The sequence below is a fragment of the Bacteroidota bacterium genome (assembly GCA_040388375.1).
Taxonomy (GTDB): domain Bacteria; phylum Bacteroidota; class Bacteroidia; order UKL13-3; family UKL13-3; genus JAAFJM01.
In genome coordinates, this window is sequence record JAZKBU010000007.1 from 17687 (window position 1) to 39610 (window position 21924).

Annotated in this window: 19 protein-coding genes; 13 read left to right on the top strand and 6 right to left on the bottom strand. The window is 37.0% G+C overall.

Annotated elements, in window-relative coordinates; translation table 11 throughout:
- Window positions 1–222 precede the first annotated feature (222 nt).
- The 3 genes from V4538_11645 to V4538_11655 all read left to right on the top strand — a co-directional run bounded on the left by V4538_11645 (window position 223) and on the right by V4538_11655 (window position 3028).
- Window positions 223–642 carry a hypothetical protein gene (locus V4538_11645; GenBank protein ID MES2381688.1) on the top strand — a complete coding sequence of 140 codons (420 nt, stop codon included), beginning with the start codon at window positions 223–225 and terminating at the stop codon, window positions 640–642.
- A gap of 11 nt (window positions 643–653) precedes the next feature.
- Window positions 654–1286 (top strand): class I SAM-dependent methyltransferase, encoded by a 633-nt coding sequence (locus V4538_11650; GenBank protein MES2381689.1) that lies wholly within the window; start codon window positions 654–656, stop codon window positions 1284–1286.
- Window positions 1287–1411: 125 nt separating this feature from the next.
- Window positions 1412–3028: a T9SS type A sorting domain-containing protein gene (locus tag V4538_11655; protein MES2381690.1), complete on the top strand. Its 1617-nt coding sequence runs from the start codon at window positions 1412–1414 to the stop codon at window positions 3026–3028.
- 76 nt (window positions 3029–3104) lie between these two features.
- On the opposite strand, the gene V4538_11660 is transcribed toward V4538_11655, so the two are convergent.
- Window positions 3105–3479: a DoxX family protein gene (locus V4538_11660; protein ID MES2381691.1), complete on the bottom strand. Its 375-nt coding sequence runs from the start codon at window positions 3477–3479 to the stop codon at window positions 3105–3107.
- Between the two features lie 148 nt (window positions 3480–3627).
- Between V4538_11660 and V4538_11665 the strand changes: the two genes are divergently transcribed.
- Window positions 3628–3981 carry a helix-turn-helix domain-containing protein gene (locus V4538_11665; GenBank protein MES2381692.1) on the top strand — a complete coding sequence of 118 codons (354 nt, stop codon included), beginning with the start codon at window positions 3628–3630 and terminating at the stop codon, window positions 3979–3981.
- A gap of 5 nt (window positions 3982–3986) precedes the next feature.
- On the opposite strand, the gene hrpB is transcribed toward V4538_11665, so the two are convergent.
- From hrpB to V4538_11680, 3 genes are all read right to left on the bottom strand, one after another.
- Window positions 3987–6473 (bottom strand): ATP-dependent helicase HrpB, encoded by a 2487-nt coding sequence (hrpB, locus tag V4538_11670; protein MES2381693.1) that lies wholly within the window; start codon window positions 6471–6473, stop codon window positions 3987–3989.
- Window positions 6474–6609: 136 nt separating this feature from the next.
- Window positions 6610–7359 (bottom strand): LytTR family DNA-binding domain-containing protein, encoded by a 750-nt coding sequence (locus V4538_11675; protein ID MES2381694.1) that lies wholly within the window; start codon window positions 7357–7359, stop codon window positions 6610–6612.
- The gene (locus V4538_11680) at window positions 7356–9128 is read right to left on the bottom strand and encodes a histidine kinase (protein ID MES2381695.1); all 1773 of its coding nucleotides are present in this window, start codon (window positions 9126–9128) and stop codon (window positions 7356–7358) included. Before V4538_11680 ends, V4538_11675 begins: the two co-directional genes overlap by 4 nt.
- Window positions 9129–10248: 1120 nt before the next feature.
- Between V4538_11680 and V4538_11685 the strand changes: the two genes are divergently transcribed.
- The 7 genes from V4538_11685 to V4538_11715 all read left to right on the top strand — a co-directional run bounded on the left by V4538_11685 (window position 10249) and on the right by V4538_11715 (window position 18524).
- Window positions 10249–10743, top strand: coding sequence for a hypothetical protein (locus tag V4538_11685; protein MES2381696.1), 495 nt, complete (start codon window positions 10249–10251; stop codon window positions 10741–10743).
- A 9-nt stretch (window positions 10744–10752) separates the two neighbouring features.
- A complete protein-coding gene (locus V4538_11690; GenBank protein MES2381697.1) occupies window positions 10753–11853 on the top strand; it encodes a hypothetical protein in 1101 nt (366 codons plus the stop codon).
- Window positions 11822–12232 carry a hypothetical protein gene (locus V4538_11695; GenBank protein ID MES2381698.1) on the top strand — a complete coding sequence of 137 codons (411 nt, stop codon included), beginning with the start codon at window positions 11822–11824 and terminating at the stop codon, window positions 12230–12232. The genes V4538_11690 and V4538_11695 overlap by 32 nt, the downstream gene beginning before the upstream one ends.
- 147 nt (window positions 12233–12379) lie before the next feature.
- Window positions 12380–13342, top strand: coding sequence for a DUF898 family protein (locus V4538_11700; protein ID MES2381699.1), 963 nt, complete (start codon window positions 12380–12382; stop codon window positions 13340–13342).
- Window positions 13342–14433, top strand: coding sequence for a M48 family metallopeptidase (locus V4538_11705; GenBank protein MES2381700.1), 1092 nt, complete (start codon window positions 13342–13344; stop codon window positions 14431–14433). Before V4538_11700 ends, V4538_11705 begins: the two co-directional genes overlap by 1 nt.
- A 223-nt stretch (window positions 14434–14656) precedes the next feature.
- Entirely contained in the window at window positions 14657–16489 is a 1833-nt protein-coding gene (locus tag V4538_11710) for a TonB-dependent receptor (protein ID MES2381701.1), read from the top strand.
- Window positions 16490–16628: 139 nt separating this feature from the next.
- Window positions 16629–18524, top strand: a complete 1896-nt coding sequence (locus tag V4538_11715) for an SPFH domain-containing protein (protein ID MES2381702.1) — start codon at window positions 16629–16631, stop codon at window positions 18522–18524.
- A 73-nt stretch (window positions 18525–18597) separates the two neighbouring features.
- Here the strand turns inward: V4538_11715 and V4538_11720 are convergent, their stop codons facing one another.
- Both V4538_11720 and V4538_11725 read right to left on the bottom strand, forming a co-directional pair.
- Window positions 18598–19059, bottom strand: a complete 462-nt coding sequence (locus V4538_11720; protein MES2381703.1) for a hypothetical protein — start codon at window positions 19057–19059, stop codon at window positions 18598–18600.
- A gap of 6 nt (window positions 19060–19065) precedes the next feature.
- Window positions 19066–20946, bottom strand: coding sequence for an Nramp family divalent metal transporter (locus V4538_11725; GenBank protein ID MES2381704.1), 1881 nt, complete (start codon window positions 20944–20946; stop codon window positions 19066–19068).
- 105 nt (window positions 20947–21051) lie between these two features.
- On the opposite strand from V4538_11725, the gene V4538_11730 reads away from it, so the two are divergent.
- Both V4538_11730 and V4538_11735 read left to right on the top strand, forming a co-directional pair.
- Window positions 21052–21216, top strand: a complete 165-nt coding sequence (locus V4538_11730; protein MES2381705.1) for a DUF6728 family protein — start codon at window positions 21052–21054, stop codon at window positions 21214–21216.
- A gap of 25 nt (window positions 21217–21241) precedes the next feature.
- A complete protein-coding gene (locus tag V4538_11735; GenBank protein MES2381706.1) occupies window positions 21242–21922 on the top strand; it encodes a zinc metallopeptidase in 681 nt (226 codons plus the stop codon).
- Window positions 21923–21924 lie beyond the last annotated feature (2 nt).

Below are 21924 nucleotides of genomic sequence, written 5' to 3' on the forward strand. Positions count from 1 at the left end.
AAGCGGGCCGCGCATCAAGCCTGTGGGGAGAAGCATTTTTTTGTCTAGCGTTTTTGGATACTTTTTTGGCAATGCAAAAAGTATCGAAGCAAAAAAAGAGAAGAACATTTATTGCAGGCGGGGACGCCTGCAATGGCTATATAAGATATCTGTGCTAACACACACCTATAGCGTGTGCTATTCTTTAATTATTGTAATATTACATTTTAAACAACCTTTAAAATGACAATAGCAAAATACCTTTGGGAGCTGGGCTCCCTCATCATTCTTTTATTGGGAAGCATTCATTTATACTATACCTTTTTTAGCGATAAATTTTTAACAAGAGATAAAAGCCTGAAGCCTGCGATGGAAAAAAGCAGCCCGGTATTAACCAAAGAAACCAACATGTGGAAAGCATGGATAGGCTTTAATGCCAGCCATAGCAGCGGTGCTATGTTTATTGGTATAGTTAATATGTATTTAGCTTGGCAATACTTTCCCGTATTACAATCAGCCTATTTCTTTTTTATATTCAATATTATAACCATTGCCTTTTATGTATGGTTAGCTAAAAAATATTGGTTTAAAGTACCTTTTATAGGTGTAAGTATTACTTTAATTTGTTTTATTGTATCGTTTATTTTAGTACTGGCTAGTTAAATATTTATACAATGGACGACCGTAATCAAACAACCATAGAAACCTGGGATAAGCTGGCTGCTGCTTATGAGGAAAAATTCATGGATTTAGATTTATACAACGATACGTATGATACCTTTTGCCAATTGATTGAAAAGCAAGCAGCACATATATTAGAGATTGGATGCGGGCCGGGAAACATTACCAAATACTTGTTAGCGCAAAGACCTGATTTTAATATAGATGCTACCGATGCAGCGCCAAATATGGTGAAAGCAGCACAGGAAAATAATCCAACGGCATATTGTACATTAATGGATTGCCACGATATAGATACTTTAACCACCAAGTACGATGCAGTGATGTGTGGCTTTTGCATGCCCTATTTATCCAAGGACGATTGCCGGAAATTGATAAAGGATAGTGCTTATGTGTTGAACAGTGGTGGTATATTGTACTTCAGTACCATTGAAGATGAGTATAACAAATCGGGCTACGAAACCAGTAGCAATGGAGAACATACTATATTTGTTTACTACCACGAAGCAGGTTATTTAAAAGACTATTTACAGGAAAACAATTTTGAGCTGTTGACTATAGAGCGTAAAGATTATCCGCAGGCAGCACACCCCACTCATATTATTTTTATAGCTCGCAAAAAGTAAAGAATTAATTTAACTACATATGATAGTTGCAGCATCAACTATTTTTTTTATTTTTACAAAACCCAACATTGTTTAATATAATTACGTACCCTTAAAAAAACAACTAATAACTAAAACTAACAACTATGAAAAAATTAATCTACTTATTTCTTGGCGTATTTGCCTTATTGTATAACACCCAACTGAAGGCCAGCCATGTGGTAGGGTCCGACATGAGCTATACCTGTACCACAACACCCAATGTGTATAAGGTTACCTTAAAAATATACAGGGACTGTAGTGGTATTAATTTATGCAAAAATTGTGGCGATAATCCTGTTCCTACAGGTAATACAAATGGTTGTAATACCAGCAACGCAGGTTTTTCAACAAATATTATTGGCATGAGTGGTACGTGTGCAGGAGTTAATTTTGGTAGTTACACATTAGATGCACTTACAACAAATAATGGTTATGATATTATACAAACATGCAACAATACAAAAACAGTTTGTACCAATTGTAATACCAGAACAGCAGGTACTTTTAGCCCCGGCATTGAAGTATATATATTTGAGGGTTTAGTTGATCTATCAAGTGTGCCTGCATCTTGTTGCGTAGTAGGCTTAGAACTAAGCCTTTGTTGCCGCAACACTGCATTAACAACTATGGAACCCGGTAATTTTTATACCAACGCCCAAATAAACAGGTGTGTGAGTGTTTGTAATTCAGCACCCACATTCTCTAACGAGGCTGTAATTATGGCTTGTGTGGGAGTAGACTATGAATATAATTTAGGAGCTATGGATCCTGATGGCGATTCATTGAGTTATAATTTAGGAGCTTCGCTTGCAACAGCCGGAGCTAATGTAAATTATATTGCACCTTATTCTCCGGCTTATCCTTTTCCTTATTTTGGTGCACCCAATGCCAATGCTCCTTTACCGGCCGGCTTACATATAGACCCCAATGCAGGCAATTTGTTTTTCAGGCCTACTGGTGTTTTTGTAGCTAATTTGGTTATAGAGGTTAAACAATGGCGTAATATAGCAGGTACTATGACTCAAGTAGGTTTAACCAGACGCGATGTGCAATTACAAAGCGTTATGTGTAATCCAAACCTAGCCCCTAAAATAAAAATATACCAAAATGGCGTACTACAAAGCAACAACCAGTTTTCAGTAAGACCCAATCAACAGATTTGTTTAGATATAGTAGCCGAAGACCAAGAAAACAGTTCAATACCAGCCGATACTACTATACTAACATGGAACAATCCTGGTTTGTATGTACCTGCTATGGCCAATGCTACCTTTACCAGTAATTACATAGCGAGTTTACGTAGTATAAACGGTCCCAAAGCCGATAGCTTTAAATTTTGCTGGACACCTCCTACAACAGCCGTTAGACCACAACCTTATTTGTTTTCAGTAACCGGTAACGATAATTTTTGCCCCTTTAAATCTTTAAGTATAAAAGGGATTAATATTAAAGTGGAGAATCCATTAGGAGTGAAAGCTATAGCTGCTGAAAACGATTTAATGGTATATCCCAATCCAAGCCAATCATGGGTTACGCTTACACATAAAACCAATTTAGCAGGTAAAAAGTATGTGGTTTTAAGTGTAGACGGACAGCAGGTATTAAATGGAAAAATGAATGCTTTTGAAACCATGATTAATGTAGAGTCATTAGCCAATGGTGTTTACCTGATAGAAATTGAAGGAGCCAATACTAAAGGTTTGAAACTAATAAAAAACTAAGTTGAATACGAGCCATACGGATGGCTTTTGTAAAAAGACCTCAGTACTTATCTGTTTGTACTGAGGTCTTTTTTTATTATTTGCTTACCTCACCGGTAGCAGGTGCCAAAAACATGGCTTTGTTGCTTAAGAATACCGATACCCATAATAAAGTTAAAAAGGCAGCAGCCATAGGAGGGTGTCCACTGGCTAACTCTATTGATAAAGCGCCACCCAAGTAACAACATAACAATAAAAAACCAATGCGGCTTGTTTTGGGGTAAACGAAAAGCGCTACCGCTAGTATTTCTATAATACCCAATAATGTAATGTAGCTACCCAATCCAATTTTGCCTAAACTGTCTACTATTTGCGGTGATGCCATCAGCTTCATTACCCCGCTCATTACTAACATTAATGAAGGAATAGCCATAAGTACTATAGCAATAATACGTGTTGTTTTGTTTGTCATATTTGTTTTGTTTTTAAATTGTTTTGTAATGCGGGCAAATGTATATACGTTTGCTATATAAAAGTAAGTACTATACAATAGTATAGCACTATACAAAAGTATAGTACTTGCATACCACAAAAGCTAAACGTAAAATTGACAAGAAATTATGCCTGAATTAATAGTACACAACAAGGAGCAATGCACAAAAGCCATTCTGCCTGTAAGAGATGCGTTAGATATATTAAGTGGAAAATGGAAGCTACCTATTATCATTTCATTATCGTTTGGCAATAAAAGATTCAGCGAAATATCCAAACACATTCCGGGTATTACAGATAGAATGCTTTCTAAGGAATTGAGGGATTTAGAGCAAAACCAATTAGTGAAACGAACTGTGTACGATACCGTGCCGGTAGTGGTTGAATACTCCATGACCACCTATGGTAAATCGTTAGAGAAAATAATACAGGAATTACAGGTTTGGGGAGCCAAGCACCGCAAGCGTATTATGGAGAAGTAAAATGCTTACCTTTTTACGCCACCTTTGGCTACGGCACTGGCAGTCCAGGGGTCATCGGGCCAGGCATGTTTGGGGTACCTGCGTTTCAATTCTTTTTTTACTTCAAAATAAGTATTGTTCCAAAAGCTGCGTAAGTCAGCCGTTACCTGCACGGGTTTAAAACCGGGCGATAACAAATGCAACACCAATGGAATGGTATTGTTGTTTATTTTAGGCGTATCGGCCATACCAAATACCTCCTGCAAACGCACGGATAGGATAGGAGTTTCGCCATTGGCTAAATAAGCAATAGCTATGTTGGAGCCACTGGGCACGGGTATTTTAGCCGGAGCCAGTTTGTCTAACGCTTGTTGTTGCTCCCAGCTTAAATGGTTCTTCAATGCTTCGGTTATATTTATTTTCTTTAAATCTTCCGGCTTTTTTACCTGGGTTAAATAGGGGGCAAGCCATTCTTTATTGGTCAGTAATAAATGAAAGGTGCTTACATCGGGCCAGTTATCGGCACTATTCCATTTACGTAAACTTAAAATACGGTTTTGTAATTGGGCAAAGCTTTCATCAAAATTCAACAAGGCTTCACCTTCGGTTTTTATGGCATTGCAAATAGCATCAACCAAATGCTCTGCACTTGGTGCAGGCAATGGTTTTGATTGCAATACAATACTGCCAATGCGTAAATCTTTGGTGGCAATTAAACCACCTTTGCGGGTATCCCAGGTTATTACTTCGCGTTCTTTCACCATCGGCAATAAGTCTTTTGGGTTTAAGGGTGAAGCCATAAATATTTTTCCCAAGCCATCGCGCGTATCAATATGGGCTACGGCTAACCAGGGCTCGTTGGCTAAGTTATCCCTATGTCCGGCAGTAGCTATTTTACCATTGGCTAATTGAAACTGTGCATTGTTTCCAGGTCTGGCAAAAGCAATGCGTTCCGGATAAGTATAAGCCAATAATAAACCTGTTTCGTAATCATCAACGGGTGTGTTTTCGGCTTCTACCTGTAACATTTTACGGTACGAGTCGGCTACCTTGTCTATGCGCCCAAACTTATTGCCCAAGCTGTTGGTCTGTCTGGCCCTGCGCAATGCTTCAATACGTAAGTTTATATCTATACCACTGTCTTTTGGTAAAGGATCACGTTCCTCTAAAATAGCAGCAATGTCGGTAGCTAAAGCAATGGCATTATCTGTTTTGGCTTTTAAAAGCATGTGCGCTATACGTGGGTGGCAAGGCAACTGGTGAATGGCTTTACCATGCTCAGTAATACGTTTATTTGCGTCTATGGCATTCAGATTGGTTAATACATCAAAAGCTTGTGCAACGGCTGCTTTGGGTGGTGGTGTTAACCAGGTTAATTGTTCAATATTGGCAATACCCCATTTGCTCATATCCAATACCAGGGCGGCTAAATCGGCTTCCATTATTTCGGGTGTGCGGTGTTCAGCCAAACGCTGGTGTGTGGCGTTGGTCCACATACGGTAACAAACGCCTGCACTTAAACGCCCTGCACGCCCTGCGCGTTGGTCGGCTGAGTCTTTGGTAATGCTTACTGTTTCCAAACGCGATAAACCTGACTTAGGGTCGAAACGCGATGTGCGGGCAAAGCCTGTATCTATTACTATTTTAATACCTTCAATGGTTAAACTGGTTTCGGCTATGGAGGTAGCCAATACTACTTTACGTTTACCTGTTTTGTTAGGCATAATAGCTGCGTATTGTTCGCGTTGTGGTAATTGTCCGTATAAGGGATGAATAGCAAAATCAGTGAGTTTGTTTTTTAACAACTCGGCACATTTTCTTATCTCGCCTTCGCCCGGTAAAAATACCAATACATCGCCCGGGTTTTCTTTAACCGCTTTTATTACTGCCTGCGATGTTGTTTCGGGCAGCAAAAATGGGTCTTGCTCGCCTGTATAATGTATAGCCACCGGGTATTGTTTGCCCTCGCTTACGGCTACAGGGCAGTTTAACAAAGCTGTTAGCTGTGGCATATTTAAGGTTGCCGACATAATCATAATACGCAAATCGGGCCTTAATATTTGTTGTGCTTCGCGGCATAAAGCCAAAGCTACATCTGCAAATAAACTGCGTTCATGAAACTCATCAAATATAACCAGCCCCACATTTTCCAAAGCATTATCAGTATGCAACATGCGGGTTAAAATACCTTCGGTTACTACTTCTATTTTGGTGTTTGGGCCTATTCTGTTTTCAAACCGAATGCGGTAACCTATGGTTTGCCCTACTTCTTCTTCCAATAGTTCAGACATACGCATGGCAATACTGCGCGCAGCTAAACGCCTTGGCTCCAGCATTATTATTTTTTTACCGCTGAGCCATGTTTCTTCCAGTAAGGTTAAAGGTAATAAGGTACTTTTTCCTGCTCCCGGAGGGGCATTTACGATGAGGGTATTGTTATTGGTTAAATGTGTTTTTACCTCAGTAATAATATCGGCAACGGGTAAATTATATTGGTATGGATTAAATGACAAGCGTGGTATGTAATTAGGGCTGCAAGTTTAGCAAAAATTGATGAATAAGGCAGGCTTGTTTTGCAGGTATAAAAACACAAAATACCTTGGCTTTACAAGCAAGGTCTTTTAATATATAATACATTTTTAGCAAGGTTTATTTGCTCAACCAGTTTTTAAAATCGGCAGAGCGGTCAATACTTACTATTAACTCCTCGGTACTGGCAGGGGTGGTTTCTATTTTTATACGCCCTTTGGTATAAGCAGTCATTTGTTTAATAGCCTGAATTTTTATAATAAACTGTCGGTTTATACGGAAAAAATATTCAGGGTCTAACATCGTTTCCAGTTTATCTAAAGTATAATCAATCAGGTGGGTAGATTCATCGTTGAGTATTACTTTAACATAACGTCCCTCTGATTGAAAGTAAGCAATATCATCTATACCAATAGAGCGTATTTTACTGCCTGATGTAACCATAAAACGTTTCTGAAAAGTGTCCTGATTTTTCATTTCATGTAGTAGCTTATCCAATACTTCTTTCGATACAACTTTTGTATCGTGGTACTTATCCAGTGCATTTTTAAGCTCACTTTTATCAAAGGGTTTCAACAAATAATCAATGCTGTTTAGCTTAAAAGCTTTCAGGGCATAGTGGTCGTAAGCGGTAGTAAAAATAATAGGTGCTTTTACCACTACGCTGTCAAAAATACTAAAGCTTATATTGTCTGATAAATAAATGTCAAGGAAAACAATATCGGGTGCCAGGTTATTTTTAAACCAGCTAATGGCTTTGCTTGCTGATGGAATAACCGCCAATACTTCTATGCTGCTATCTATTTCCTGCAATAGCTTTTGTAAATAGTCAGCCGCTATTTGTTCGTCTTCAATAATCAATACTTTCATATAGTGTGGGCTTGTATCAATGGAATAATGACTATGTATTTATTATCGCGGGTTTCAAAACGGGGCGTTTCGTTGTGCAAAATAGCAAATCGGGCCATAATATTTTTTATACCAACGCCCATGCTGTTTGTTTTGTGCGTACGTATTTGCAGGTTGTTTTCTATAATCAGGTAATGCTGTTGGGTGTATATATTTATTTGTAGAGGATGCTCTTCTTCTATGGTATTGTGTTTAAGCGCATTTTCTATCAACATTTGTAAACAAAAGGGCGGAATAAATAGCGCCATACTTTCTGCCGCTATGTTTTTATGCAATAACAAATTATTGCCAAAACGTATTTTTTGCAAATACATATAATCATCTACCAAGTTTAGCTCCTCTTGTAAGGGTATCAGCGAGTCGCCTTTTTGTGAGAGTATGTTGCGGTAAAATTTAGAGAATACGGTTACAAATTCGGCAGCCTTTTTTACATCGGTTTGTATAAGCGAGCTTAAAGCATTTAAGCTGTTGAATAAAAAGTGTGGACTAATCTGGCTGCGTAGTATTTCGTATTGTGCCATTATGTTTTCGGTTTGTAAGCCTACATTTTCGGTGGTTAGGGTTTGGTTGGTTTTCTTTTTTAACCGGGTATTTCTATACAGTAAAAACACCAGTAAAAACATAGCCCCAAGCAATATTATAAATATGGTTTTTTGCAATAAGGCTTTGCTCAGTTCGCTTTCCTTTAACTCGTTGGCGGTTTGTAGCAAAGCCAGCTCTTTGTTTTTACGTTCTACGTTAAACTTGGTTTCTGTTTCGGCCAGTTGGGCTACATGCGACTGGTTAATTAACGAATCGTTTAAGGCTATAAACCTGTTTTGCCACGCGTAAGCTTCGGCCGGCTTATGGGTTTGAAAACACAGCTCCCCCATATTGCGGTAGTAGTTGGAAACTACCGAGCGTGCGCCTATTTGTAAGGCCAATTGGTAGCCGCTGTCCAGGTAGTGTTTGGCTTCCTTATAATTACCTGTGCCTATTAAAACACTGGCCAGTGTGGTGGCGGTGCTGGCACAGCTTAGTTTGTTATTGGATTTTTTCTGGTATGCAATGGCCTGTTTTAAATAGTCAATGGCTTTGTCGTTTATGCGTAACTCCGCATAGGCTATACCTATACTGCAGTATAATACAGATTGATTAACAAAAGTGCTGTCCTTGTGGGCAGAAGGAAGCGCTTTTAAATACAAGGCAATGGCTTCTTTGTATTTTCCTTCCGAGGTATAAATATTGCCTATATTATTGGCTATGGATACATATTTTTTATAATCGCTGGCTTCTAGTTTCGATAGTGCTTGTAGGTAAAAACCCAATGCTTTCTTTTTGTTGTTTAAATAAAAATAGTCGTTGCCAATATTAACCAGGGCAGATATATATCCTTTTTCATATTGAAGCGAATCGTACAGGCGCAAAGCATGTAAATGCAAATCAACGGCCTCGTTGTATAAACCTTCTGTGCGCAGCATATTGGCGTTTAAATCCATGGCCATAGCCAAACCCGGAGCGTAATGTATTTGGGTGCTTAGTGTAGTTATTTCGTGTGTTAAAACTTTACCCGCTTCTCTGTCAGATAAAACAACGCCAAAGGCCAAATCGCGCAGCGCTTTTACCTTGTTGCTGTCGTTAGGCATGTGCTTAATAGCCTTTTGCAGGCTATCTATATTGTGGTTTTGCGCATGTATGGGGTTGCTAAAACAGACCCAAACAATGGTTAGTATCCATAAGGCTTTAAACATATGGCAACTTAAATATTTCAGCGCTAAAAAAGTATTATGCTGTGCTGAAAGTGTCATTTATTGACATGAAGGAGCAGTATACTATTTTAAAAATGACACATTTAAACGGTATGAAAAAGGGCTTAGTAGTTTACGAGTTAATAAGAGATGGGTTGATTGGCTGCCTACTTAAAACCCGGACAGTATGAAAAAAATGTTTTTGGTACATTCCTGAAACTGGGACTATATAAAAAATATATTTTTATTACGTTCCTCAAATTCGGAATGTATATAAAATAAATTTTTACTACGTTCCTGAAACTAGGACTGTATATAAAATATATTTTTATTATGTTCCTGAAACTCGGAATATATATAAAATAAATTTTTACTACGTTCCTGAAATGAGGAATGCATATAAAATAAATTTTTATTATGTTCCTGAAATGAGGACTGTATATAAAATAAATTTTTACTATGTTCCTAAAACTAGGACTATGTGTAAAATAAATTTTTAGTACTTATTTATAACTAACATATCATATAAAAAGCAGAAATACCTTCAGCGTGCGTACAGAAGTATTTTGCCCTTATTGTGTCTTCAGACCAATAAGTAGCCTGGCATTTTTGGATACTATTTTGCTCATGCAAAAAGTATTGAAGCAAGAAAAGGGAAGAATATTAATTGCATGCGGGGACGCCTGCAATGGCGTAATTACAATCCGTAAAGTGCTTCGTTAACTATATGAACTGTAAGATATAAAAATGTAATCCTACCTATATACCAATATTTATATTTTTTCGTTTTACATATTAGTTTTAAAAAAAAGAGTGTTTTTCCTACTAAAAAAGGGTATTTATACTATTGGATAGTAATAAATACATATTTACTATTGCAGTCAATATATATATAAGTAATATAACAAATATAGATAAAAAGCCCATAGGTGCGCTAACACCTACAGGCCATGTAAATAAATAAAACGTTGTCCTATGCTGATAAAACTACATCCTATTTAGCTACGAAAGTAGCCAAATAACAAAACATAGCAATACTGATTTGCTGATACACTAAAAATGCCATAACCCCAAGGCTAGCTTTAAATAGTGAGGTAAATAACAAACTATTAAACAAACAATAATGAAACGAATAATAATTATAATGACTACTCTTGTACTTGTTGCCTGTAGTCGTGAAAAACAACAGGAAAGTGCTTTACCCTTTAAAAAAGCTATTCCTAATCTTACCTCGACAAATACAAAAAAAGACCCTAAACCTACTTCTGGTAAAAATGCAAAAATGATAAAAACCAATAAATGTGATGCAACAGTGACTACAAACTGTACACTGATGAATAAAGGCACACGGGAAGCTCCCAGAAAGTATGATGAGTTGGTGGATATGCTTAAACTGGCGCCTGCAAATGGTAATCATTATGTGAGCGATTTATTTAACTCAAGTGATTTTGAAGAAATTTCGGAACAACTTGACTCCATAGATTTGGTTAAATTGCAAAGTGATACTTACTATTTAAATATTAATTATGAAGCTGACGATGTAGTAGTTTTTATGGCAGGACCTACTAACCCAGTTAGTACGGAGAATATGGACTTTGGATTTCAATTACCTAAATAATACACTTACATGTTATCAATTAAAAATATAGCTTTTGTATTCCTGGCAATTTGTTTTTTTACAAGTTGCCGGGAAAAGGTAAATGGAAATACTTACAATGCTGACGAGTTCATTACGGACTCTTTTACCATAAACATTAACGATTTTAACAGCGTTTGCCAGTTTATCAATTTTACCAATGCCCAAACTATTAACTCATTTGACCCGGTAAAAAATGAAATTGAAACCTATCAATTAAAGGGTAATACCTTTGTGCTTGATAGTACTCAAAACATACGGGTGAATCAGCGGGTGGATTTTTACTTTTTTACGCCTTTGCAAGGCAAATACTATTTAACGGATGCGGAGAACAATTGGACCATTGTAGACGCTGCTACTAAACAATCGCAGTTTTATAAACGAACCGCTACTATTCCGTTTATTGAACAAGAGTATCGCTTGGGTTATAACAGACAAACTCCCCTTATTAAACAGGGTAATGTATTATACTGCCAATATACAAGCCCTGCCGGGACAGCCCAAATAGATGAACATATTATGGCTTCGTTTACGCCTCAAAATGGTGTTATTGATAACATCAGTAATTATTTGGATAAGCCTAAGGCTTTATATAATTATGTAGAAAGACTGCATATGTATTGCGTAAAGGATAGTATTGTATCACTTCTGTTTCCTTGTTTTGATACGCTGTATAGGTTAAACATAACCACAGGTATGGTTACCAAGAAGGTACTCCAAAACAAAAACTTTTGTTTACCTGTACAAACGCAATTAAATGTTGATGATCCCAATTATTTTAGTGCTTTGAGTAAATATACTTATGCTAATTTCAGGTACTACGGTATTCAATACAACCCTGCTACCGGGCATTACGTAGCCTATTATAAATTACCTGTAAAACATGTAAAGGATAGAAATATAGTTGATACAGACCAACCGCTACAAGCCATTGTAATGGATAGTGATTATAATATTCTTAACTATGTATTGTTTAAACCTGTTTATGATGACCCTTTTTGTTTTGCAGTGCATCCCACAAAAGGTATAGCCATTCCTTTACTTAAAGAGCCTAAAACCAATGCTAAGAATTTTTATTATTTTAATTTTTAGTTGCTTGCTTGGGTGTAAACAAGTCAACTACACTACCAATAAGGAGTTTTTTAGCTATGCGGCTATGTGGGGTATAAAACCGGAAACGGATACGCAATTGTATGCGCTTTTTCCGGCTAACCAATGTACCAAATGTTTTACGATACACAATACCAACCCAGCTTTAACCCATCAAGTTACCATTATACATGCTTTGAATAAGGAAATGTTTAGTGGTTTTCAATCTATGTATTACGACAGTACAAATACGCTGCAAACCCTGCAACTGGTTAATTATGCCAATACTTTTGTAGTGGTTAAAAACAAAAACATAGTAGCCATTAGCCCTATTACCGACTTTTTCCCCCAAGCGGATAGTTTACTGGCAGTATACCCGTAATAGCGTACCATAATCAGTTAATTTAAATAAACACCAAGTATAAAAAATAGATTTCTCCTTTATTAACAACCCAATAATAAATACCCAAAGTTTGTAAATGGTATTAAAATAAATATTTTTGGCTTTACTAAAACTAAAAATTTATTTATGGAACAAACACCTACAACTGAAACAAAAAATTACCAACTTGATTATCACGGCAGAGGCAGTGAGTTATTTGGGGTACTTATTATTAATTGGCTGCTTACCTTAGTAAGCTTGGGTTTATATTACCCTTGGGCCAAAGCCAAACAACTCAACTATTTATTTGGAGCTACCTCTTTAAATAATGATAGGTTTGCTTTCCACGGCACCGGACAAGAAATGTTTAAAGGCTTTATTAAAGCCATAATACTGTTTGCTATTATTTATGGTATTTTTTTCCTGTTTATTTATTTGCAAATGCCTGTTATAGGTGCATTGCTAATGTATATAGGCTTTTTGGCTTTAATTCCATTGGCTATACATGGTTCGTACCGTTACCGCATGTCAAGAACCTCATGGAGAGGCATTCGTTTTGGCTACCGTGGCGATAGAGATAAACTAATAGCGCTATTTGTAAAAGGTATATTATTAACCATCGTAACTTTTGGTATTTACGGGGCTTGGTTTGCTGTTAATTTAAGAAGGTATGTATTGAGTAATGTACGTTTTGGCAATATTAGTTTCCGCTACGAGGCCGATGGTAGTGATTACTTTTGGTTGGTATTTAAAGGTTATATATTGTCAATTTTAACCTTAGGTATTTATAGTTTTTGGTGGATGAAAGAAATGTTTGCCTTTTTTGTAGATAACCTAAGCATGTATAAAGATGGCGAAAGAATAAACTTACATTCAAAAGCAACCGGAGGTGGTTTTTTTGCTTTAATGGTGGTTAATTTTTTAATTATAGTATTTACCTTAGGCTTGGGTTATGCTTGGGTAGTAACCCGCACCATGCAATTTATGGCCGAAAATATAGTAGTAGAAGGCGATATAGACTTAGACACCATTAGTCAAACCGAAGAAGAATTTACTGATGCTACAGGCGAAGATGTAAGTGACTTTTTAAACCTTGACATTACGTTATAATGTATAGAACCACGGCTATCTATTTTGATGGAAACTCGTCTACTGCGCAAACCATAGATTTGTTGCTTGATACGCAAAATGCTTTATTGGTTTTTGCTTCGGACACTTTAAGTATACAAAAATGGCCTGTAGAAGATATTATCCTAAACCATGTAAGCGGATTGCATACCATACAATATGGCAGCAGCCCTATACAAACCATTAAAATAGAAGACCAGGCATTTATACACCAGTTAAACCAATATAGAAAAGCAATAGGTAAGGACAGTTGGTATCAGGGTTTGCTTAATTTAGGTTTTATAGCCCATATATCTATAGCCCTTGCCCTGTTTGCACTTTTAGTAGTTAGTTATATATGGGTATTGCCGGCCGTGGCCGAACATGCAGTAGTATTAGTACCCGAAAGTTACGATATAACAGTAGGTGAGGAGTTTTACGAGCAGTTTATGGAGTACAACGAAATAGATTCATTCCGAACCGAAAGCCTTAATCAGTTTGCTAAAAAGCTGCAATTGCATAACCAAAAGCCGCTTCAATTTACGGTAGTAAAATCGGAAACCGTAAATGCTTTTGCTTTACCCGATGGACACATAGTAGTATTTACGGGTTTAATAGAGCTAATGGATAATTACGATGAGCTAGTAGCCCTCATAGGCCACGAAGCTACTCATGTAAATGAAAGGCACTCCGTAAAAATGCTTTGTCGTAATGTATCAGGTTATTTAATCGTATCGGCCATATTGAGTGATGCCAATGGTATTATGGCTACCCTTGCCGATAATGCCAATGGTTTATATTCCTTATCCTTTTCGCGAGGTTTTGAGCGCGAAGCCGACTTAAAAGGATTTGATATTATGGAAAGCAACCGCGTAAACCCATATGGCATGACCCATTTGTTTGATAAGCTGGTAACTGGTAACGATACCACTATAATAGTTCCTGAATTTTTAAGTTCACACCCTGTTACCAAAGATAGAATGAGCTATATGCACAAAACCATTGAGAGTCGCCCGTACAGCTACAAAAGTAATTTACTACTTAAAAAATTGTTTGACGATATTAAACGGGGCGAGGCTATTCCTATAAAATAAAGCTTCCCATAAAAAAGCGCAAAGGCCAAGCCTTTGCGCTTTTTTTATAACCATTCCGTAAGTATTAAGTAGTTGTAATGGCATACGTTATTAGTATTATAAAATACTAAAACACAAAATAAATACTGACAATCAACAGGATGAAGGATATATAATTTTTATCAATACCCGTAAGCACCTCCCATACACATAAGCAACTATAATTGCGCCCAATTTTTTAAGTATGAAATATAAAATATTGGGGGGAATATTGGCTGTTTTCAGTTTAATAAACGGAGCCACAGCACAGCAAGACAGTAACCAATTAAATACGGTAGTAATACAAGAAAACCGATTACAGATTAAAGAATTGCCCAACAGCCATGTGCTCTTAAAAATGGAGTTGGCACTATTACAATCACATAAAAGCGTAGCCGACCTGTTAAGTAACGTAAATGGAGTAGATATACGCCAAAGGGGTCCTGCGGGTATACAGTCCGATGTATCTATAAGAGGTGGTTCCTTTGACCAAACACAAATTTTATTGAATGGCTTAAAAATGAACGACCCACAAACGGGTCATCATAACATGAATTTGCCATTGCCCGAAGAAGCCATTAAAGAAATAATAGTAGCCAAAAACTCAGCCGCCCGTAAATATGGTTTAAATGCTTACAGTGGTTATGTAAACATACTAACACAAGTACCTAAAAACAATATGGTGTATGCAGGTGTTATGGGAGGAGAATATGGTTTGTTTGCTGCTCAGCTTGGGGCCGCTTGGCACATAAAAAACTGGGCGCAGCATATAGCGGTTAAACAATCAACCAGCGATGGGTATACCACCAATACCGATTTTAAAACCAAAGAAATATTTTACCAATCAAGCATTCATACATCCAAAAACCAATTGGATATTTTTGGTGGTTATGCCGAGCGTGCCTTTGGTGCAAGAGGTTTTTATGTAGCAAAATCAACCGAGTTTGAAACAACCAAAAGTACTTTTATAGGTATAAAAGATAAATTTAAAATAAACAATTGGCATATACTTACACAAGCCTATTGGCGCAATAATGGCGACCAATATATTTACCTGAGAAACAATCCCAGCATCTACGAAAACCAACATTATACCAATACCATGGGTTTAGAGTTACATGCTACGCATTATAATAAATTAGGGCAAACGGGTATTGGTATTGATATAAGAAACGAAAGTATTAGGAGTTATAATTTTTCGTCAGGTAAAAGAAATGAACAGTTGGGCATAAGAGATAGAAATATACAAGGACTTTTTGTAGAGCATGCGTTTAGCTTATTAAACAAAAAACTATTCATTACGCCAGGGGTGTATGTTAATTTATTAAACAATAACCAACTGGATTTTTTCCCCGGGTTTGATGCACAATACAAAGCCACCACGCAAATAACTTTATTTGCCACGCTCGATAATGCTTTGCGCTTACCTACGTATACCGATTTGTATTACAAAGGGCCTGCTAACATAGGTAACAGTGCACTGACGCCAGAAAAATCAATCAATTCAGAAATAGGAATACAATATAAAAAACAAGCCATTAGCATAGCTGCATCGTATTTTAATAGGTACTCCAACAATACCATTGATTGGGCTAAAATGGCCGATTCGCTAAAATGGCAACCTTTAAATGTAAACCACTTACAAACCGATGGTATGGAGTTTTCGTTTGCTTATTTTACCAAAGGCATTTTAAACAAATTGTCTGTTGACTATACTTATATAGATATGAAACTTTTGCAAAGCGAAAATTATAAAAGCTATTATGCACTCACCAACTTAAAACACCAACTGATTATAAAAGCAGCTATTAAATTACCCAAAAGTATCATGCTTACTTTATCGGGCAGGCACATAGAAAGAGTAAGTTTGGTTGATTACCAATTGTTAGACGCCAGATTGAGTTGGCAATACAAAGGCTTATTCACTTACATTGATATGAGCAATATATTGAACAAACAATATACAGAGGCAGGTTATGTACAAATGCCAGGAAGATGGTTCAGTGCTGGCATACAATATAAACTGGTGGGTAAATAAGGTGACGTTTTGTTACCTTTTTCCCTTTTCAAAATTTGCAAGTAATCAGCGTAGTTTAAATACTATAGAAAGTTAATCATAAAAATAATGCCATATTTCATTTAATTTATTTAATTGCACGCTACAAAACAAAACAACTATGGGAGAATTTTTAACGCATTATGGCTGGATTATTATATTGGTCATCTGTTTATTACTGTACAAAATTATATTGAGGTTTTTATTCGGAATGGTAATAGTTCCCGAAGATAAAATAGGTTTAGTAACCAAAAAATTTGTACTGTTTGGTACTGATAAGGAATTACCTGATGGACGCATTATTGCTACCAAAGGCGAAGCAGGTTTCCAGGCAAAAACATTGGCTCCCGGTCTATACTTCTGGATGTGGGTTTGGCAGTATGATGTAACCATGGAAAGCTTTATGATAATACCGGAAGGAAAAATAGGTTTGGTATTGGCAAAAGATGGTGCAGAGATTCCAACAGGTAATATATTAGGTAAACGTGCAGAGTGCGATAATTTTCAGGATGCAGAAAAGTTTTTAAACAATGGCGGACAACGTGGTCGCCAAACGGTTTATATAACGGCCGGTTCGTACCGTATCAATACCATGTTGTTTCAGGTATCCATAACCGATATGATACGCATACAGGAAAGCATGGTGGGTATAGTAACCACTTTAGATGGTATGCCTATAGATGCAGGACAAATAGCAGGTAAGCTGGTGGACGGACATAATAATTTCCAGGACTTTGATACCTTCCTTAAAAATGGTGGTAACAGAGGTTTACAACCACAGGTTATTTTAGCAGGTTCGTATAACTTAAATCCTTGGGCAGTGCAAATGGAAGAAATTCCGATGACGGAAATACCTATTGGTTATGTGGGCGTTGTTATATCGTACATAGGGCAAGAGGGAAGCGATTTAACAGGCTCAGAGTTTAAACATGGTAATATAGTAGAAAAAGGATTTAAAGGCGTTTGGCTAGAGCCGCTTGGTCCGGGTAAATACCCTATTAACAAATATATTATGAAAGTAGAGTTGGTACCAACTACCAACCTTGTTTTAAACTGGGCTGCAGCCCGAAGCGAAGCCCATAATTTAGATAAAAACTTATCGACCATTACCGTACGCTCTAAAGACGGATTTCCGTTTAACTTAGATGTGGCGCAAATTATACATGTACCTACTACGGAAGCACCAAAAGTGATTGCCCGTTTTGGTAATATGGTTAATTTAGTATCGCAGGTATTAGAGCCAACTATTGGTAACTATTTTAGAAACTCGGCACAGGATAGCGATGTAATTGCTTTTTTAAGCACCCGTAAAGAGCGTCAGGAATCAGCCAAAGGACATATTAAAAAAGTATTGGATGAGTATAACGTAAATGCTGTTGATACTTTAATTGGCGATATAGTACCACCAGAATCGTTAATGAAAACATTAACCGACAGGAAGCTGGCAGAAGAGCAAAAGATAACTTACAATACACAAAAGCAGGCACAGGAAACTCGCCAAGGAATGGAGAAAGAAACTGCCATTGCCGATATGCAGAAAGATATAGTAAAAGCACAACAAAGTGTAGAGATAGCCGAACGTACAGCTAACGCAACGGTTAAAAAATCGGAGGGAGATGCTGCCAGTGTAAGGTTAGCCGTAAGTGCGGAAGCAGAGGCTACCAAGCTGCGTGCGCAAGCCGAATCAGAATCTATTAAGCTAAAAGCATCGGCACAGGCAGAGCAAATAGTTTTAACTGGTAATGCCGAAGCAGGTAAAATTTTAGCCATTGGTAAGTCAACAGCCGAAGCCTATGAGTTAGCCGTAAAAGCATTGGGTGGCGAAAACTTTACCCGTTATAAAATTACCGAAGAGTTATCGAAAGGCAATATCAAACTAATACCGGATGTATTAATTGGAGGTAACAACGGTGGCGGCAATGCCATGGAAGGTTTATTGGGATTAAAGCTCATGGAAATGATGAACCCTGATAAGAAAGAAAATCCTGTTACTATTGAAAAGAAAGACGAAGCGTAAGTAAATAACCTATACTAAAAAAGCCCAACTGCATTGCAGTCGGGCTTTTTTAGTATAGGTTATTTTGTTTGTATTAACGTCTCCGTTTTACAAAGGTTAGCTTTTTTGCTTTAGGAGCAGGTTTCAGGCTTATTTCCTTTTCAGCCAAAGCTACATCGTAATCAATCCAGATAATGTTTAAATGGTAGTTGTCATATAGCACAATAACACGGTGTGTAATGTCTTTATCCTGTATATATTCTATAGCAGCAATGGTATATTTTCTGCCACCCATAGAGCAAGGCAATCTTTTACCATCAAGACTTGGCGTATTGAAAAATACTTTGGTAAAGCCTTCGCCCGTAATGGAGTCGTAAGCCGTTTTATCGTAAGCCGCAGTGCGGCTATACAATTCTATACCTACATATTCAGGTTTGTTTTTTACACAGGCGTTTATATGCAATTGCTGACCAACAGTAAAGGGCACTTTGTTTTTTTGCTGCGCAAACAAAGCAACACTGCTCAACACATACAGGATAATGAATAACTTTTTCATATTATTTTATGCTTTAACAACCAATACCGGAATATTTACCAAATGCCTTACATCGTCAACAGTTGAGCCAAAAATTAAATCGCTTATACCAGCATGTCCGTGTGCACCCATTACCAACACATCCATATTGTTTTCATTTACAATTTGTGCAATACTTTTAGCCCTGTTGCCGTAGCCTAACTGTATATCAGCGGTAATACCCAATTCTTTTAAGTTGTTTTGGTAAGCTTCCAAATTAGCTTGGTCTGATAGGGTTTCCGTATCCAATGCATCTTTACCCAAGCGTTTAGCCATAGCCGATTCTACCACATGTATCAATAAATAATCCATATCCTTTCCGCCCAAAGTAATAGCGTGGTTTATGGTAGCCTGGTCCTGTTTACTGAAATCAACTGAAATGGCAATTTTTTTGTATTGAACAGGTTCAATGTATTCCAACTGCACCGCATTGCCGTGAGGGACTAATCGTTTTTGTGTATTGAGTTTTACAAACAACGGATTGAAAGTAATGTATAATAAAAGCCCCAATGCAAATAAGCAGGTAGCCAATACCAATAGTTTTACTATAATATAATCACCACCCAATACATCAAATAGTTTTATAATTTCTTCAATAACCAGTTTTATATTTAAGCTTACAATAATAATGGCCGTAATCCATGCAGCTATTTTTACCCAATTATTAATAGCAAAAGAGCCCATTAGTTTTTTACTGCTGGTAAAGTGAATAAGCGGAATAACTGCAAAACCAAGTTGTAAGCTTAACACCACCTGGCTAAGTACCAACAGGCTGCCTAATTTATCGTTACCAAAAAATAAAATGGTTGCTACTGCGGGTATAATAGCTATTAAACGGGTTATCAACCTGCGTAATAAAGGGCTGATACGTAAGTTTAAATAACCCTCCATAATAATTTGTCCGGCCAGTGTGCCCGTAATGGTAGAGCTTTGCCCTGCACAAATTAAAGCAATGGCAAACAGGGCAGGAGCCAGATTGCCAAATAAACTTTTCAGTAAAATATGTGCATCCTGTATACTTGAAACCTCATGATGCCCCAGCTTAAAAAAGGCAGTAGCGGCTAAAATTAATATAGCAGCATTTACAAAAAAGGCCATGTTTAAAGCAATGAACGAATCAATAAAATTAAACTTAATGGCTTTGCGAATACCCTCATCGTTTTTTTCAATTTTACGCGATTGAACCAATGCCGAATGCAGGTACAAATTATGGGGCATAACGGTAGCACCAATAATACCAATGGCTATGTACAAGGCATTGCCATCTAGGTTGGTAGGTATAAAACCTTTGCTTACTTCTATATAGTCAGGATCAACAATAAACAACTCTGTTAAAAACGAAAGCCCAATAATACTAACCAGCGAAACAATAAATATCTCAAGCTTGCGTACTCCTTTATTAATTAAAAGCAATAATAAAAAAGTATCAAGCACCGTAATTAAAACACCATATATTAAAGGCAAACCAAACAGTAAATTTAAACCGATTGCCATCCCTATTATCTCCGCTAAATCGCAAGCGGCAATGGCTATTTCGGCAAATACATACAAAGAAACATTGGTCCATTTTGGGTACTGTTGTCTGCTGGCTTGGGCTAAATCCCAGCCTTTTACTATGCCTAACCGAGCGGCTAAACCCTGTAAGAGCAAAGCCATTAAATTACTCATTAACAATACCCAAATGAGTTGGTAACCAAACTGGCTTCCTCCGGCTATATCAGTAGCCCAATTACCCGGGTCCATATAACCAACACTTACCAAATAAGCAGGCCCTATAAACGCCAAAAGCGTACGCCACCAGTTTTTCTGAACAGGTATATTTACGCTTTCGTGTATTTCGCTTAATGATTTATCAGAGTGCTTATCCATAGATATAATTAGTTTCGCAAAACTAGTAAGTTAGACGCATCTAACAAATAAATATTCTTATTTTGTTGTTAAAACTTTTTTTGAGGTATAATTGTAAATAATATGATGATTAAGAAATTTTTGAGCTACATACTGTTTTGGAAAAAAACGCCCGAAACAGACAATACGTCAAACTTTAGCCTGAAGGTTATGCATGGAATTAACAAAATTTCCATTTTAATGTTCTTATTGGCAGTTATAGTGCTTATAGTACGCTATTTGTTTGCTTAGGCTTATAAATTAAACAATAAAAATTATGTTACCTTATCTAATATTAGTATTACTACCCATTGCTGCCAGCTATTTTATAGGATGGCGCTTTAAAGCAAAAGCAAAACAATATGCCGAAAGTTTTTTACAAAACGGACTAACAGGCGCACAAATTGCTGAGCGTATGTTACACGACCATGGCATATATGATGTAAAAGTTCTTTCAGTAGAAGGACAGTTAACTGACCATTATAACCCGGCTAATAAAACAGTAAATTTAAGCCAGGTAGTATACCATAGTAACAGCGTTTTAGCTGCTGCGGTTGCTGCGCATGAGTGTGGTCACGCAGTGCAACATGCCAAAGCTTACAGTTGGTTAATGCTTAGAAGCAAAGTAGTACCCGTAGTAAGTATTACCAGTCAGTTTATACCCTTTGTATTAATGGGAGGTGTATTAATGATTAATATATTCCCGCAATTGTTACTGTTAGGCATAGTTATTTTTGCCTTAAGTACCTTGTTTAGCATTATAACTTTACCCGTAGAGTTTGATGCCAGCAAAAGAGCTTTAGCCTGGTTAAATACAAAAGGTTATGTAGTAGGCAGAGAAGCAAACGAAGCTAAAACAGCTTTAAACTGGGCAGCTTCTACTTATGTAATGAATGCTATTGCATCAATTGGTACCCTTATGTATTACGTACTTTTGTTTACAGGCAGAAGAGACTAAAA

What these genes read in the sequence shown, in the direction of transcription:
- V4538_11645 (MES2381688.1), top strand. Translation starts at nt 223, where the DNA reads ATGACAATAGCAAAATACCTTTGGGAGCTGGGCTCCCTCATCATTCTT.
- V4538_11650 (MES2381689.1), top strand. Translation starts at nt 654, where the DNA reads ATGGACGACCGTAATCAAACAACCATAGAAACCTGGGATAAGCTGGCT.
- V4538_11655 (MES2381690.1), top strand. Translation starts at nt 1,412, where the DNA reads ATGAAAAAATTAATCTACTTATTTCTTGGCGTATTTGCCTTATTGTAT.
- V4538_11660 (MES2381691.1), bottom strand. Translation starts at nt 3,479, where the DNA reads ATGACAAACAAAACAACACGTATTATTGCTATAGTACTTATGGCTATT.
- V4538_11665 (MES2381692.1), top strand. Translation starts at nt 3,628, where the DNA reads ATGCCTGAATTAATAGTACACAACAAGGAGCAATGCACAAAAGCCATT.
- V4538_11675 (MES2381694.1), bottom strand. Translation starts at nt 7,359, where the DNA reads ATGAAAGTATTGATTATTGAAGACGAACAAATAGCGGCTGACTATTTA.
- V4538_11680 (MES2381695.1), bottom strand. Translation starts at nt 9,128, where the DNA reads ATGTTTAAAGCCTTATGGATACTAACCATTGTTTGGGTCTGTTTTAGC.
- V4538_11685 (MES2381696.1), top strand. Translation starts at nt 10,249, where the DNA reads ATGAAACGAATAATAATTATAATGACTACTCTTGTACTTGTTGCCTGT.
- V4538_11690 (MES2381697.1), top strand. Translation starts at nt 10,753, where the DNA reads ATGTTATCAATTAAAAATATAGCTTTTGTATTCCTGGCAATTTGTTTT.
- V4538_11695 (MES2381698.1), top strand. Translation starts at nt 11,822, where the DNA reads ATGCTAAGAATTTTTATTATTTTAATTTTTAGTTGCTTGCTTGGGTGT.
- V4538_11700 (MES2381699.1), top strand. Translation starts at nt 12,380, where the DNA reads ATGGAACAAACACCTACAACTGAAACAAAAAATTACCAACTTGATTAT.
- V4538_11705 (MES2381700.1), top strand. Translation starts at nt 13,342, where the DNA reads ATGTATAGAACCACGGCTATCTATTTTGATGGAAACTCGTCTACTGCG.
- V4538_11710 (MES2381701.1), top strand. Translation starts at nt 14,657, where the DNA reads ATGAAATATAAAATATTGGGGGGAATATTGGCTGTTTTCAGTTTAATA.
- V4538_11715 (MES2381702.1), top strand. Translation starts at nt 16,629, where the DNA reads ATGGGAGAATTTTTAACGCATTATGGCTGGATTATTATATTGGTCATC.
- V4538_11720 (MES2381703.1), bottom strand. Translation starts at nt 19,059, where the DNA reads ATGAAAAAGTTATTCATTATCCTGTATGTGTTGAGCAGTGTTGCTTTG.
- V4538_11725 (MES2381704.1), bottom strand. Translation starts at nt 20,946, where the DNA reads ATGGATAAGCACTCTGATAAATCATTAAGCGAAATACACGAAAGCGTA.
- V4538_11730 (MES2381705.1), top strand. Translation starts at nt 21,052, where the DNA reads ATGATTAAGAAATTTTTGAGCTACATACTGTTTTGGAAAAAAACGCCC.
- V4538_11735 (MES2381706.1), top strand. Translation starts at nt 21,242, where the DNA reads ATGTTACCTTATCTAATATTAGTATTACTACCCATTGCTGCCAGCTAT.